This is a genomic window from Rhabdonatronobacter sediminivivens (genome assembly GCF_013415485.1).
Lineage (GTDB): Bacteria > Pseudomonadota > Alphaproteobacteria > Rhodobacterales > Rhodobacteraceae > Rhabdonatronobacter > Rhabdonatronobacter sediminivivens.
Genome location: NZ_JACBXS010000057.1, coordinates 1 through 14,813, shown reverse-complemented (window position 1 = coordinate 14,813; position 14,813 = coordinate 1). Strand labels below are relative to the sequence as shown.

At 63.4% G+C, this 14,813-nt stretch carries 11 protein-coding genes; 7 read left to right on the top strand and 4 right to left on the bottom strand.

Going from position 1 to position 14,813, the window contains the following annotated elements; translation table 11 throughout:
• Positions 1-33 precede the first annotated feature (33 nt).
• The 3 genes from HUK65_RS16725 to brxL are packed head-to-tail and all read left to right on the top strand — an operon-like array spanning position 34 to position 5,997.
• On the top strand, positions 34-1,677 hold the full coding sequence (locus tag HUK65_RS16725) for a Rho GTPase-activating protein (RefSeq protein WP_179907416.1): 1,644 nt from the start codon (positions 34-36) through the stop codon (positions 1,675-1,677).
• On the top strand, positions 1,674-3,947 hold the full coding sequence (gene pglZ / locus HUK65_RS16720; RefSeq protein WP_179907415.1) for a BREX-1 system phosphatase PglZ type B: 2,274 nt from the start codon (positions 1,674-1,676) through the stop codon (positions 3,945-3,947). Before HUK65_RS16725 ends, pglZ begins: the two co-directional genes overlap by 4 nt.
• Before the next feature lies 1 nt (position 3,948).
• Positions 3,949-5,997 carry a protease Lon-related BREX system protein BrxL gene (brxL, locus tag HUK65_RS16715; RefSeq protein WP_327787149.1) on the top strand — a complete coding sequence of 683 codons (2,049 nt, stop codon included), beginning with the start codon at positions 3,949-3,951 and terminating at the stop codon, positions 5,995-5,997.
• Positions 5,998-6,521: 524 nt separating this feature from the next.
• On the opposite strand, the gene HUK65_RS16710 is transcribed toward brxL, so the two are convergent.
• The 4 genes from HUK65_RS16710 to HUK65_RS16695 all read right to left on the bottom strand — a co-directional run bounded on the left by HUK65_RS16710 (position 6,522) and on the right by HUK65_RS16695 (position 11,010).
• Positions 6,522-6,719: a hypothetical protein gene (locus HUK65_RS16710; protein WP_179907414.1), complete on the bottom strand. Its 198-nt coding sequence runs from the start codon at positions 6,717-6,719 to the stop codon at positions 6,522-6,524.
• A 63-nt stretch (positions 6,720-6,782) separates the two neighbouring features.
• The gene (locus HUK65_RS16705; protein WP_179907413.1) at positions 6,783-7,184 is read right to left on the bottom strand and encodes a helix-turn-helix transcriptional regulator; all 402 of its coding nucleotides are present in this window, start codon (positions 7,182-7,184) and stop codon (positions 6,783-6,785) included.
• A 391-nt stretch (positions 7,185-7,575) separates the two neighbouring features.
• On the bottom strand, positions 7,576-9,408 hold the full coding sequence (locus tag HUK65_RS16700) for an SLC13 family permease (protein ID WP_327787148.1): 1,833 nt from the start codon (positions 9,406-9,408) through the stop codon (positions 7,576-7,578).
• Positions 9,409-10,155: 747 nt separating this feature from the next.
• Complete coding sequence (locus tag HUK65_RS16695; protein ID WP_179907412.1) at positions 10,156-11,010, bottom strand: universal stress protein; 855 nt, start codon at positions 11,008-11,010, stop codon at positions 10,156-10,158.
• Between the two features lie 87 nt (positions 11,011-11,097).
• Here HUK65_RS16695 and HUK65_RS16690 point away from each other — a divergent pair, with 87 nt between their 5' ends.
• The 4 genes from HUK65_RS16690 to HUK65_RS16675 all read left to right on the top strand — a co-directional run.
• Complete coding sequence (locus HUK65_RS16690; protein ID WP_179907411.1) at positions 11,098-11,841, top strand: DUF1538 domain-containing protein; 744 nt, start codon at positions 11,098-11,100, stop codon at positions 11,839-11,841.
• A 1-nt stretch (position 11,842) separates the two neighbouring features.
• A complete protein-coding gene (locus tag HUK65_RS16685; RefSeq protein WP_179907410.1) occupies positions 11,843-12,610 on the top strand; it encodes a DUF1538 family protein in 768 nt (255 codons plus the stop codon).
• On the top strand, positions 12,607-12,960 hold the full coding sequence (locus HUK65_RS16680; protein WP_179907409.1) for a P-II family nitrogen regulator: 354 nt from the start codon (positions 12,607-12,609) through the stop codon (positions 12,958-12,960). Before HUK65_RS16685 ends, HUK65_RS16680 begins: the two co-directional genes overlap by 4 nt.
• Positions 12,961-13,044: 84 nt before the next feature.
• The coding region (locus HUK65_RS16675; RefSeq protein ID WP_179907408.1) for a cation:proton antiporter at positions 13,045-14,813 on the top strand (1,769 nt) is incomplete at its 3' end.

The following is a 14,813-nucleotide window of genomic DNA, read 5'->3' as shown; positions in this document are numbered from 1 at the left end:
AAGATTGCTCATTGATTGGTCTCCTTGCGGAGCGTGAATCACGCCGCAAGGCTGAAATCAATAGGTCCTGAGCCTAACTTCTTTGGGCTTGATACAAATAACATCAAATCTCCATCTGGGAAGTCCGAATACCTTCAGGCTGGCTCAGCAGTAATTCAATCTGACTATGGGCAGCTAGAAAATCCGGATGCAATCATCTCAACAAGCGTTTCAGAAAAGGGAAAACTACTTAACGAATTTTGTGATTGCTATCAGGGTGCCTCAACCTTGGACATAGAGCGATTCCGTTGCGGATTCTGGGAAATCGAAGACTACGCGCACTGGAATTACCATCAAAGCACACCAAGCGCTGGCCCTCTTTATTCCGGACTGCAATTCGTGAGCGCGAATCGCAGCGAGGGCACTCCATTTACCAGAGAGGCTTCTGCTTTAAAGGAAGAAGGCCGACTTGGAGGTGCTTATTCCGGGCGACACGCCTGGGGAAAGCTTGGGGTGGTATGTTCTTGGATGAGCGACCTACCAGCAAGCCTCTACTGCGGAGCTGTCTATGATAACATGGCAGCAGTTTTTCTCCCGAGGAAAGAAGAGTGGCTACTGCCTATCTATTGCTATTTGTCATCTCCTGAGTACAAATCTGACGTGAGAAAATTAAATCAGAAAATGCAAGTTGCAAATTCAACTCTAGCAAAAGTTGTATTTGACCTGAGTAAATGGAAAAAAGTCGCGGAGGAAAATTTTCCAGATGGATTCCCCAAGCCCTATACTGATGATGCAAGTCAATGGTTGTTTCATGGACACCCAGTCGACGCGTCGACTGGAACATCTTTACATGTAGCGTTGGCGCGTCTCTGCGGATATCGCTGGCCAGCAGAGTCTGACTCCAATCTGCTTCTATCGGATTCCGCACACGAGTGGGTCACAAAGGCCGAAGAACTACCACCGGGAGACAACGACGGTCTTCTTGGCGTCTCACCTGTCGCTGGTGAAAAGTCGCTGGCTGATCGCCTCCGCGCCTATCTCGCCACTGCGTTCGGCACCGACTGGTCCGACGCATTGGAGCGCCGCCTGATCTCTGAGGCCGACGACTTCCTCGACAAGAAGGCGGCCCGTGATGGCTCGCTCGAAGCCTGGGTCCGAGATCGCGCGTTCCGCCAGCACTGTGCACTCTTCGGCCAACGTCCGTTCCTGTGGCACATCTCGGACGGGCTGAAGGACGGCTTCTCGGTCTTCGTCCACTATCACCGCTTCGACCAAGCCAATCTGCGTAAGCTCACCTACACCCTGCTCGGCGACTGGCTCGCCCGCGCCAAGGCCGAGAACAACACGCTGCGCTACGAGAAAGGTCGCGAGCTTCAGCAAAAGCTGGAGAAGATCCTGGAGGGCGAGAAGCCTTACGACATCTTCGTTCGCTGGAAGTCGCTCGCCCAGCAGCCCCTCGGCTGGGACCCCGACCTGGACGACGGCGTGCGCCAGAACATCCGCCCCTTCATCAAGGCCGGCGTCCTCACCCATGACCTATCGAAGATCCTGAAGGACAAGGACCGCGGCAAGGATGTGCAGTCCGCGCCCTGGTACGACGTGTTCAAGGGCGAGCGGCGCAACGACCATCACACCACCTTGGCCGAGAAGCGCGGCGCGCGTGAGGCCGCTGCGAAACAAGTGGAGGCGGCGAAGTGACGACGCCTCTCGATGCCCTCGTCAGCGCCCTGCACGACGCCGCGAGCTACAACGCCGCGGCCGAGGCGCCGCCGGAAGCGGTGGTGTGGTGCGACGCCAATCGGGAGTTCGAACCGCTGCTGCCGGCGCTGCGCGAACGGCTTCCGGAGCTGCTGACTTACGGCGAGTTCGATGCGGCGACACGAACCGGACCGGCGGTTTGGTTGCGCGCCGCCGTTGCCGGTGCTGTTCCCGCGGTTGTCATCCCGGAGGAGAGCACGCCCATCCTCTATCTGCCCGGCGTCGCACGCGAGACGCTGAAGGGCGCTGACGATTGCCCGGCTCTCCTACAGCCGCTGGTCTGGTTCACGGTGGCAGGTACCGTGTTCGGGCACATCAACGGCAAGGACTGGACGCTGCGCGGCTTCCTGGCCTCCGAACGCGGGCCGCTCAAGCTTAGCATCGCCGACGACAATGCGACCCGCACAGCGCTTTCCCACGCGTCGCTGCGCTTCTGCACGCGCCCCGTCGAGGAGCTGCGCGGCCAACGCTGGAACGCGGACCAGCTCAACGCGCTGCTCGCGCCCGACCTCGCCGCCGACATGCTCGACTGGATCGACGGCGCCTTCACCGAGCTGGGCGATCCCGCGCGGTTCGCGGCCTTCGCCAATATTGCGGAAAAGCAGTTGAAGTTCGATCCGCGTAAGCTGTCTCCACAGGACGCTACGCGGCGCTTGGCCAAGCGCGAAGGGCGCTGGGCTGAAGTCTGGACGCGCTTCGCCGCCTCCACCGGTTTCGAGAAGGTCGTCACCTATCTCAGCCTCGAAGAGCCGGGAACACTGTTCGAGCACCAGGATTCGTACCCCCGCTTGAATGCTCGGGGCGAAACGGATCTACGCCAGAAACTCCTCGGGCTGGCAGAGCTTTCGCCAGAGACTGCCAAGGCCAGAATTAGTGAGTTGGAAGCGAAGCACGCTTGGCGGCGAGAGACAGTCTGGGCGCGGCGCGGCGAAGCACCCCTGGCGCAGGCCCTCGCCTTCATCGCGAAAATCGCCGCCGCTGAGACTCTGCCGAGCCATGACGGCAAGGCGCTGGCCGAAGCCTATGTCGCGGCAGGCGCCGACGTGGATTGGGCTGCGATGCGGGCGCTTGCGGTCGCGCCTCGCGAGCTCGACCGAGAGGCCGTCGCAGCAGCGCTGCGTGCAGTCTATCTGCCTTGGATGGATCAGGGCGCGCTCGCACTTCAGGAGCTGATCCGGGTTGGCAAAGTAAAGCTCGCCGCTCCACCCAAGGCTGGACCCGGTGCCACCACGATCCTGTTCGTGGACGGCTTGCGCATGGACCTTGCCCGTGAGCTTGTTCGCCGCTTGGAGGATGAGGGCGTGAAGGTCTCGCTGAGCTGGATGTGGTCAGGGTTCCCCACCGTCACGGCGACGTGCAAGCCGATGGTCTCGCCGGTGGCGTCCCTGCTGAGCGGCCCGCCGACCACCTCCGACGTTCTGCCACTGTCCCCAGAAGGCAAGCCGGCGACGAAACCCGTGCTGTTCAAGCTGATGGAAGCGCAAGGCTGGGAAACGGACCGCGCCCTTCTCCCCGACGCGAAGCTCTGGGCGGAGACCGGCAGGTTCGATGAAGAAGGGCATGCGCTGGGGGCGCGGCTAGCTGAGCGGCTTTCTGCAGGTGTCCGGGATGCGGTCGACCGTATCCTTCAGTTGGTGCGCGCCGGACGGAGCCTTCACATCGTTACCGACCATGGCTGGCTGCTGATGCCGGGCGGGCTGCCCCATGCGGCGCTGGATGTCGGCCTGGTGGAGCCCAACGGCAAGCGGACGCGTTGCGCCCTCGTCAAAGCCAAGGCGCAGACGTCCTACCTCCAGGTTCCGTGGAGTTGGAGCCCCGAGGTCTCGGTGGCGACGGCGACGGGCGCGCGGTCATTTTATTCAGGCTATGAGTATGCGCACGGTGGCGTCAGCCCGCAGGAATGCATCCTGCCGGTCCTGAGGGTGGCGAGTGATGGCGCACAGCGCTCCGTCACCATTACACAAACCAGGTGGGAGGGGCTCCGCCTGCGCGTCGAAGTGACCGGCGGCGCCGACCTCCGCGTCGATCTGCGCCTCGGTTCAGAGACCAGCGGACTGAGTCTGATCAAGGGCGACAGGGTTCTCGACGAGCATGGCCGCACGTCGTTCCTGGTCAGCGACGAACATGAGCGTGAAGCGGCCTGCCTTGTCGTACTGGATGACGATGGTCGGGTATTGGCCCACCGCACGCTGATGGTCGGGGAGGATTGACGTGATTGAGCTCGACGACCTGGACCGTAAGGCTGCGGAAGCGTTTCCCGGACACATCGTGCGAAAGGACCTAGTTCGCCGATTTCGCGGGCAGTTCCCCGTACCGACCTATGTGGTCGAGTTCATGCTCGGCCGCTATTGCGCCAGCACCGTGCCCGAGGAGATCGAAGAAGGTCTCCAGATGGTGCAGTCGCAACTCTCCGATAGAACGGTGCGCGCGGGTGAAGAGGAACTATTCAAATCGAAGGCGCGCGACCGCGGCTCCGTTCGCATCATCGACATCATCACCGCCCGGCTCGACTCCAAGACTGACAGCTACTTGGCGACCCTGCCGAGTCTCCGCCTCAACGACGTGCGCATCTCGGACAAGATCGTCCTGGACCACGAACGCATGCTCACCGGCGGCTTCTATGCCGAGATCGAACTCGGCTACGACGCCAGCATCGCACAGGAGAAGGGCGGCAGGCCGTTCGAAGTCCTGAGCCTCCGCGAAATCCAGCTATCCACGCGCGACATACTGGACAAGATAGCTGCCGGTCGTGCCCAACTTACCACGCGCGAATGGAAAGACCTCCTACTGCGCAGTATCGGCCTGGAGCCCGCCTCTCTTAGCGCCCGCTCCCAGGACACGACGCTCCTGCGCATGATCCCCTTCGTGGAGCGCAACTACAATCTGATCGAACTTGGCCCGCGCGGGACGGGCAAGAGCCACCTCTTCCAACAGGTTTCCCCCTACGCCCACCTCGTATCCGGCGGCAAGGCAACCGTCGCGCGCATGTTCGTCAACATGGCGAACGGCCAGCGCGGCCTTGTCTGCCAGTACGATGTGGTCTGCTTCGATGAGGTTTCAGGCGTTTCCTTCGACCAGAAGGACGGCGTCAACATCATGAAGGGCTACATGGAGTCGGGCGAATTCTCGCGCGGCCGGGAGAGCATCCGCGCCGAAGGCAGTATCGTCATGGTCGGAAATTTCGACGTGGACGTGCAGCATCAGCAGCGGGTGGGACACCTGTTCGGGCCGATGCCGCCCGAGATGCGGAACGACACCGCCTTCATGGACCGCATCCACTGCTACCTGCCCGGATGGGATGTTCCCAAGGTCAGCAAGGAGCTCTTCACAAACCGATTCGGCCTCGTCAGCGACGTCCTCGCCGAGTGCTTCTCGCGCCTTCGCTCGCAGAGCCGCGTCAACGTCCTCCAGGGACGGGTCCATTTCGGCGGCGCTCTCTCCGGCCGCGATCAGAACGCGGTCAACAAGACCGTCTCCGGCCTGTTGAAGCTTCTCTATCCCGATCCGACCGTTGCCGTGCCGGACGACGATCTTGAATGGGCGGTGCGTCTCGCCCTCGAAGTGCGACGACGTGTGAAGGAGCAGCAGAAGCGCATCGGCTCGGCCGAGTTCCGCAACACGCAATTCAGCTACGTGATAGGCTTGGATGGCGTCGAGAAGTTCGTCTCGACCCCGGAGTTGCAGAGCGAGGACAGCATCGGCTCCGACCCCTTGCCGTCCGGCCAGGTCTGGGCAATCAGCCCTGGTGGCCAGGACGAAAGCACGGGTTTGTTCCGTATCGAGGTGACGGAAAGCCCCGGCGGCGGCGTCCGCATCCTGAACCAGTCACCTCCGGGCCCCTTCCGGGAAAGCGCGCGCATCGCGGAACAGAATCTTTACGCAAGATCGCGCGAGCTTGTCGGTGAGCGCAATCCGCGCGAGCACGAATTTGCTCTCCAGCTTCGGTCCTTCGATGCCGCAAAGAGCGGCGAACAGCTTGGCGTCGGCGTCCTCATAGGGCTTTGTTCCGCTCTCCTGGGAAGGCCGTTGAAGGGCGGCCTTGTCATCGCCGGCGGCATTACCTTGGGCGGCACCATCGAACCGATCCATAATCCGATCGATGTAGTCGAACTGGCCATGGAAAAAGGAGCGGCCGCCGTGCTTGTGCCCGTGTCCAGCCGCAGAGCCTTGATCGACCTCTCGGACGACGTTGCGACGAAGGTCCAGATTCTCTTCTATGCCGATGCGCCTGATGCGCTTCGCAAGGCGCTGCACGATTAGTGGCACTCGGTATGACGGGCTATTTGTAGGCCGGCGAAAGTTGGAGTTCTGTTCCATCTCAGCGAGCGCCACCGGGTTCGAAGTGTTCAGGGTGGCATCGGAAAAACACGTAAATTTCAGATTGTTGAAAGCTATTCACTAAATCGGCGCAGTCATCAGGTTGAGAGAATATTGGCATTGAGAGACCGCTGCCGGACCTCCTGGCGCAGAGGCCAGTGCTCAGCCCCTCCCGCATAACCCTCGAAAACAACGGAAAAATCCGGCCGCAGCCGGATCGGGAGAACATTTTCGCTGGGGCAAGTGGCGGAGAGAGCGTCCGACATACTACTCGCTCTAGTCATCCATGTAATTGAAAATTATTACTTTCTGCCTTCGGTGTATGGCGAATTGTATAGCATAATGTATAGCAAATTTTAGTGACTCCATGACCATCAGTGAACGGTGGTGAAGGCCGGACCGCTCGCGCGATCCAGCCTCATCTGCCCCGCCCCTGGGAACCGGCTGACTATTCCTACGACCCAGCCTCAGCCGCCGCCCCGTCCCGCGCCCTTCCGTCCCATGTCGAGCGCCTCGCTCAACGCCCGTATCCGCGCAGGCGTGACCCGCGGATCACTGCCACAGCTGATGATGCGGATGAACTCGACCCACGCGCGCTCGTTCGGGGTCAGCTCCTCCCACGACCCGGTCGGGGCCGTGGGAAGCGTGAAGGTGGTGTCGTCCATGTCACGCCCGGTCATGCGGACTGGCCCCGCGGTCCCGCCGGTCCCCGCACATAAGAGGTCAAGTCACAGGTCATTTCCCGAAGATCCCCGCAGCGCGGTGCGCGCACGCCCAGTCAGACGCGGGTCGCTGTTGTCGGAAGCGTCGCGGATCTCGGCCAGCCAGCCGCGCTCGTTCTGCGTGACGGGCGTGCCGAAGATCTCGGTGATCGCCTGCGCCGCCGTCGCGCCTACCGCCTGGTCGAGCGCCAGACGCATGAGCATCGCGGGGTCAACCTCCAGCGCCTTCGCCAGCGAGGGCACGCGGTCGAGCGGCACCTTGTTGCGCCCGTTCTTGAGGAAGGTCATCATGTTGGCGTTGGCAAAGCCTGCCTCGCTGGCGATCTCGGCCTGGGTCTTGCGGTGCGACAGATCGCGGACGCGGTCTGCGATCAGTTTCGCGGTGGGGGTATTCTCGTAAGGATTCATGCTGTGCTTTCTGCTGTGTGTGGTTGGTCACAGCACATACTTACCGCGTGGTGCGCGCGCAGTCGGGTGGGGAGTTCGATCTGATTGTTGGGAGTTGCAGTTGCGCGCGAAGTCCTAGAAAAAGCGCGCTCGGTGCATGGGGGTGCAGAGGGTGCGCGGCGGTCGGGGCGGCTGAACCCTCCGGGTTGGGGCGAGCGCAGGTAGCGGCCCAAAGCGGCCCCTCGACCTGCGACCTGGAATTCGCCAAAGCTGCCATTCAGGCACCGCGCGGCAAATTGCCGAAAGGAACTCAAGCCACCGCCCGTAAACGGGGTTGCGACACGTCGCGTGTGGTGAGTAACGGCGTAAGCGGCAATCCTGAAGCACACGATGCACGGGTGCGCTGTGCTGCTCAGAAGGGCAACACCAAGGGCACCAGAACCACACTCGCCGCCATGCAGATCACCGCGAAAGGCACGCCGATGCGCAGGAAATCTGCGAAGCGGTAGTTCCCCGGCCCCACCACGAGCGTGTTCACCGGCGAAGAGACAGGGGTCATGAAGGCAGCCGAGGCCGCCAGCGCGACCGTCATCGCGAAAGGATAAGGCGAGGCGTCGAGGGCGCTGGCGACGGCCAGCGCCACCGGGGCCATCAGAACAGCCGTTGCGGTGTTGGAGATGAAGAGCCCCAGCAGCCCGGTCACCGCGAAGATCGCCGCCAGCACCAGCCGGGGCGAGGCCCCGTCGAGCGCACCGAGCAGCGCCTGCGCCGCGATCTCGACTCCGCCGGTGCGTTGCAGTGCCAGCGAGAAGGGTAACATACCGACAATCAGGATCAGGCTTTGCCAGTGGATCGATCGGTAAGCGCCCGCCATGTCGATGCAGCGGAACAGACCCAGCAGCAGGCATCCGAACAACGCTGCCTGAACATTCGGGACGATCCCCCAGACCATCAGCACCACCACCAGCGCCAGCACGCCTATGGCCAGCGGCGCGCGGTGGCGGGCGGGGACGGCCTCGTCGGCCTCGGCTGGCAGGTCGAGCAGGATCAGATCGCGGCGTTCATCTGCCAGTTTGCGGATCGCGCGCCAGGGACCGACGGTCAGCAGCGTGTCGCCCGCGCGCAGCGGCTCGTCGAGCACGCTGTCGGGCACGGGTTTCGTGCCGTGCTTCATACCGATCACTGACAGATCATAGGTGCTGCGGAACCTTGCCTGCGTGACGGTCCTGCCGATCAGGCGCGAGGTCGGCGGCACGATGATCTGCGCCATGCCGATTTCCTGCGCCGTGTCGGTGAACCACTGGCCCGAAACCGGCAGCGCGATCAGGTCATGGGCCTGTGCGAACCCGTCCAGATCGAAGTCTGACGCGCCATTCGTGCGCTGGTCGATCAGCAGGATGTCACCTGGCTCCAGCACAGTTTCGGCGCGCGGATGGATCAGCTTGCGGCGAAACCGGCTGCCACGTTCGATGGCGACGATATTGAGCCCGGCACTGGCGCGCAGATCCAGCGTATCCAGCCGTTTGCCTGCAAGAATCGAGCCGGGGCGCAACCGCAACCGGTGTTCGCGCCCGGCCAGATCGTAATCTGCAACCCAGCCTGTCAGCGCAGCACGCTCGGGCAGTTCGGGCGCGGGTCCGGGGGCAAGGAAGCGGCGTGCGACCAGCATGTAGAGGATCGCCAGCACAAGGATCGGCACGCCGAAAGGGGTGAAGGCGAAGAAGCTGAACCCCTCATGCCCCTGCCGCATCAGTTCGGAATGCACCACCAGATTGGGCGCAGTGGCGACCAGCGTCATCATCCCGCTGATCAACGCGGCCATCGACAGCGGCATCATCAACCGCCCCGCCGGAATGCGCGCGTTGCGGGCGATGCGCAGCACGATGGGGATGAAGATCGCTACCACCCCGGTTGAGGACATGAACGAGCCCACCCCCGCCACGATCACCATCAGCAGGAAGATCATCTTCGCCTCGCTGGCGCCCGCCCGCGCGGTCAACCAGTCGCCCAGACGCTGCGCGACGCCCGTGCGCACCAACGCCTCGCCGATCACGAACAGCGCCGCGATCAACACGATATTGGGGTCCGACAGTCCGACCAGCGCCTCGGACATGGTGATCACGCCGGTCATCGGCAGCGCGACCATCATGATGACGGCCACCACATCCATGCGCGGCCGGTTGAGCGCGAACATGACCACGGCCGCGCCGAGCAGGGCCAGCACCAACGCAAGCGGAGAGATCACGCGCGCCCCCGCGGGTCCGGGGGCGCGCCTTGCGCTGTGATGTAGTTACGCGCTGAAAGCACTGGTCAAACCCCTGAGAGATACCGTTAACGGCTCTATCAGGAAACGGACAGGAGACTCCACCCTGTCCATCTCGGCTGTCTCAAAGGTGAAGGATGATCAAACCGGCTGCAAGATCATCACAAGTAACGTATAGACCAATGTCCCGGCAAAAAAACCGACCACAAGCCATAGGCGCAGTTTATCCATCTGCTGTGTCCTGACTGAAAACGAAATCCCTGACCTGCATGCAGGTCACGACAAATTCCTCAGCCGATCAGCGGCGGCGCCCGCGCCGCATTGCCATGGTTGATGTCAGGACAGTCTGGCCGCATGTCGCGGCCCCATGCACAGAACGGGCTGTGCGTGGCGTTTTGTGCAGAACGGGCGCTGATGGTGTTTGGGGTTTCGTCCGAACCGGGATCGGCTGCAGGCTCTGAGCGGGATGCGCTGCGCAAGACCAGTTCGGGGGCAAGTGCGTCAATGCTGCTTGCGGGCCAATCCTGCGCGGCGGAACTGCTGGCAAGGTGATGGCCTCCCTGCAGCGCAGCGCCCAACAAGAATAGCCCCAGGATCAGGACAACATGGCGCACGGATCTGGCCTCACCTATCTACTGATCGGAGATGCACATTCCGAGAGGCTTTGTAAAGCTGCGGCCCGCAAAAATAATTAGACGAGTGCCGGTCGGCCGGGGGATTATTGCGCGATCATGCCTGCGGCGGAACTGCGAGCACGTCGATCTCGACGCTGCCCATCAGCTCCTGCGCCACGCTGCCCAAGAACAGGCGCCTGATCCCCGAAAGCCCGCGTGTGCCGATTACCAGAAGGTCGGGCTTCGCTTGCTCCACCAGACCGGCGATGGCATCGGCACCGACGCCCTCGATAATGCGGGCGTTGTAATTCAGATCACCCAGATCGAGGTCTTGCACGAACCGACCAAGCTCGCGGCGCGTGGACTGGAATTCGCGCTCGGCCTCTTCATGCACCCGTTCAACCGGGATACCGGCATGGGTCATCATCTGCCGCGTGATCGGTGCAAAGCCATGAATGAAGGTGACATCGGCATTTTCCAGCAGACCAAGCGCATGCGCCTTGCGCGCCGCGTGGCCCGAGGCCTCGGACATGTCCGTTGCGATGAACACCTTGCGCCAGCGCTCGCCGGTCTTCGAATTGGCCATCAGGACCGGTCGCCCCGCCGTGCGGGTGACACGCTCAATTGTCGTGCCCACGAAGACATCGCGCAGGAACTGCCGCCGATGCGCACCCATGACGATCAGATCGGCCTCACGGGCGCGCGCTTCTTCCGCGATGACATGAAAGGCGTGGCCTGTGGTAACTGCGACATCGCAGGCTGGTGGCTTGCCGAAGCCCTCGACCTGCTTCGTCAGATAATCCTCTGCGCTCTGGATTTCATCGCGCATCCGGTCTTCGAGCAAGTCATCCTCGACCACATGCAGAACACAGAGCGCTGCGCCGGAAGCTTCCGCAAGCTGCGACGCACGCTGGAGGGCGGGCTTCGAGCGGGTTGACAGGTCAGAGGCGACGAGGATCGATTGCATCATTGGGTGTGGGCTTCTGGTCGAATATCAGGTTTCATTGCAGTATGGCATTGAAGCACCGATGAGAAAACCCGAAAGCGCCCGGACCGCATGCACGCATTGCGCCCTCTTGCCCTGGCCCTGCTCGCAACCCTGCGGGACATGGCGCCGATCCTGGCGACCATCGCGCTGTTTCAGGGGCTGGTGCTGGGCGTCTGGCCGGACGACCCGCTGGGTCTGCTGGCCGGGTTGATCGCGATCCTGATCGGTCTCACGCTACTGGTGCGCGGGCTGGAGATGAGCCTCTTTCCTATCGGCGAGGCGCTGGCCGATGCCATGGCGCGGCGCGGCCATCCGGTCTGGCTGATGGGCTTTGCTTTTGCCCTTGGCTTCGGCAGCACCGTGGCCGAGCCCGCACTGGCGGCCGTTGCCGCGCAGGCGGCGAGTGCCATGGTTGCCGATCCCGATTTCCCGGCAACCGAGACCCAGCTGGCGGCACTTACCGTGCAGTTACGCTACGGCGTGGCGTTCGGGCTGGGACTTGCGCTGATGCTGGGGGTCTGGCGCATCCTCAAGGGCTGGCCACTGATCTGGCTGGTGCTGCCGGGATACGGTGTGATCGCCCTGGTCGCAGCGCTCACCGATGCCCCCTTCGTCGCTGTGGCTCTGGACCTTGGCACCGCTGCAACCTCGGCCATCAACATCCCGCTGATGCTGGCGCTGGGGATCGGGTTGGCGTCAAGCCTGCGCAGCCGCAACGCGCTGGTCGATGGCTTCGGCATGGTGGTCATCGCCAGTCTGACACCGATGCTGCTGTTCCTCGCCGCCGCCTTCGTTCTGGTTCCGGTGGGCTGAGATGCTGGACCTGATCCTGCGCGAAGCTGCCCGAACAGCCTTCGACCTGGCCCCCATCGTGCTGATCCTCGGCCTGTTCACGGCGCGGTATCTCGCCCGCGATCGGGCGCTGATGCGCCGTGTCCTGATCGGCGGGCTGCATCTGGCGGTGGGGCTGACGCTGTTCCGGATCGGGCTTGACGCGGCGCTCCTGCCGCTGGCGGGCGATCTGGCGCGTGGCCTCGCGGCAGCGCTGGTCACCGATCCGCGCTGGCCACAGGCGCTGGCGGTCACGGGTTTTGCTGTGGCTATCGGCGCGACCGCTGCCCTGATCGAGCCGACACTGGCGGCCACGGCGGACAGGGTGCGCGACCTGACCGGCGGCACAGTCCGGCCGATGGTGCTGCGCATCGCGGTGGCCCTTGGGTTCGGGCTGGGGCTGGGGCTGGCCGGGCTTCGGCTGGTCTGGGGGCTACCCCTGGCAATGGTCCTGGTTCCCTCGGTAACCTTGCTGGCGCTGCTCGCGGCCCTCGCGCCCCGAGCCCTAGTGCCCCTGGCGCTCGACAGCGGCGCGGTCGCGACCTCGGTCGTCACGGTGCCGATCATCGCGGCCTATGGTGTGGCTGTGGCCGAGATCCTGCCCGGGCGCAGCGGGCTGGCGGACGGGTTCGGGATGATCGTGCTGGCCATGATCTGCTCGGGCATCTCGGTGCTGGCCGCTGCCATACTGACAGAAATCATCCGACGCCGGGCGAGCGTCGCCCGAGATACCGAAAGGGGGAACCCATGAAGTTCAAACTGATCCTTGCCTTCCTGCCCGACGCCCATCTTGACGAGGTGCTCAAGGCGGCGCGCGCCGCCGGGGCAACAGGTTCCACCGTCATCACTTCGGCGCGCGGTGAGGGGCTTGAGCCAGAACAAAAGTTCCTTGGGCTTGAGGTCGCATCGCACCGCAACCTGGCTTTCTGGCTGGTGGAGGAAAGTGTCGCTGCGGATGTTCTGGCGCGCATCTCCAGCGTGGGTTGCTTCGAGACGGAACGCGGCGCCGGGATCGCCTGTCAGATCGATGTCGAGGAAGCGGTCGGATTGATGCGCCAGATCAAGGCATTGCAAGGCAGGAATCACCCGCTTGAGGATTGACCCAGAGGGCGAAACAACGCATCTGAGGCTGGGTTTCCCCATCTCGTCATATGCAAGACTGCAATCGCAGTCTCTGGGTCCGTCATGGATGTCATCTCGCTCGTCAGCATTGTTGCTGCGCTGTTCATCGTCATCTCCCTGAGCGAGCCCCTGGCCGACCGCACGCGGCTGCCCTACACGGTGGTGCTGGCCATAATCGGCACGCTGATCGGCCTTGGCGCGGTGTTTCTGGCCGATCACGGTCGCGACTTCCTTGGCCTGCCATTGGCCGTCGAGATGTTCGAGCTGAACATCCGCTCAAGCGTCTTTCTGGCGGTCCTGCTGCCGACGCTGCTGTTCCAGGTCTCACTGGGGCTGAACCTGCGCCGGATGGCTGATGACTGGGTGCCGATCTTGGTCATGGCGGTGCTGGCGGTGGTGGTGGCGACTTTCGTCATTGGCTTTGCGTTGACGCCCTTCACCACGCTGCCGCTGATGGCCTGCCTGATGCTGGGCGCGATTGTGGCAACAACCGATCCCTCGGCGGTTGTCAGCATATTTCGCAACATCGCCGCCCCGCAGCGCCTGACCCGGATCGTCGAGGGCGAGAGCCTGCTGAACGACGCCGCTGCCATCGCGCTGTTCGGCTTCTTCCTGACCTTCGTGATGTTGGGCGTGCCGAACCCCACGCTGCGCGACGCGCTGGTGGGCTTTCCGACGCTGGTCTTCGGCGGGATCGGGATCGGTTGGATCTTCGCGCGGGTCTGTGTCGCGCTCTTCGCGCTGATGCGCCGCTACCCCCTGGCGCAGGTCTCGCTGAGCGTGGCGCTGCCCTATGTCACCTATCTGGTGGCCGATCAGGTGCTGGGATTTTCCGGCGTGATCGCCGTGGTGGTGGCCGGGATGACGCTGAACTATCTTGGCCCCGGCCGCCTGACGCCGGCCAGCTGGGCCTATCTGCGCGAGGTCTGGGATGTGCTGGCCCATTGGGCTGGCGCACTGATCTTTCTGCTTGCTGCCTTTCTGGTTCCGCGCCTGCTGGGGGACGTCCAGTTGCGCGACCTTGCGCTGATCGGCGTGGTGATCGTTGCGGCCACTTTCGCACGCCTGTTCATGCTCTACGGCGTTTTACCGCTGCTGACGGCCGCGCGCCTGTCGCCCCGCGTTGATCGTCCCTACCGCGTCGCCATCCTGTGGGGCGGGTTGCGCGGGGCGGTCACGCTGGCCCTGGCGCTGGCGGTGACCGAAAACCTGCGCGTGCCGGCCGATATTCAGCGCGAAGTCGGCATCCTCGCCACCGGCTTCACGCTCTTTACGCTTCTGTTTCAGGGGACCACCCTGCGCTGGATCATTTCGTTCCTGGGACTGGACAGGCTGTCGCGACTGGACCGGGCACTATCGAACCAGGTGATCGCCGTCGCACTGGAGAATGTGCGCGGGGAAGTCGCGAACACGACCAAGCGCCACGAACTGACACGCGAGATCGTCCGTTCCGAGGCCAAGCGCTTTGCGACACGGCTCGACGACGCCATGGGCAAGGCCGAGGCCGCCGACGAGATCGGCGACCGGGACCGCATCACGCTGGGCCTGGTCGCGCTGGCCGGGCGCGAGCGCGACATGATCCTGGAGGCCTTCCGCGAACAGCAGATTTCCGCGCGACTGGCTGAAGCCATGCTGTCAGACGCCGACCGGTTGATCGAACGCACGCGGGCCGGAGGGCGCGACGAATACCGCACGACGGGGCGCCTCAGCCTGGCGCGTGGTCAATGGTATCGCTTCGCGATCCTGCTGCATAACCGCCTGGGCCTGTCCGGCCTGCTCAGCCGCATGACGGCGGATCGGTTCGAGATCCTGCTGAACCAGCGCCTGATCCT

Excerpts from the sequence above, each read along its gene's own strand:
- HUK65_RS16690 (WP_179907411.1), top strand. The coding sequence starts at position 11,098 with ATGCACGCATTGCGCCCTCTTGCCCTGGCCCTGCTCGCAACCCTGCGG.
- HUK65_RS16695 (WP_179907412.1), bottom strand. The coding sequence starts at position 11,010 with ATGATGCAATCGATCCTCGTCGCCTCTGACCTGTCAACCCGCTCGAAG.
- HUK65_RS16685 (WP_179907410.1), top strand. The coding sequence starts at position 11,843 with ATGCTGGACCTGATCCTGCGCGAAGCTGCCCGAACAGCCTTCGACCTG.
- HUK65_RS16680 (WP_179907409.1), top strand. The coding sequence starts at position 12,607 with ATGAAGTTCAAACTGATCCTTGCCTTCCTGCCCGACGCCCATCTTGAC.
- HUK65_RS16710 (WP_179907414.1), bottom strand. The coding sequence starts at position 6,719 with ATGGACGACACCACCTTCACGCTTCCCACGGCCCCGACCGGGTCGTGG.
- HUK65_RS16705 (WP_179907413.1), bottom strand. The coding sequence starts at position 7,184 with ATGAATCCTTACGAGAATACCCCCACCGCGAAACTGATCGCAGACCGC.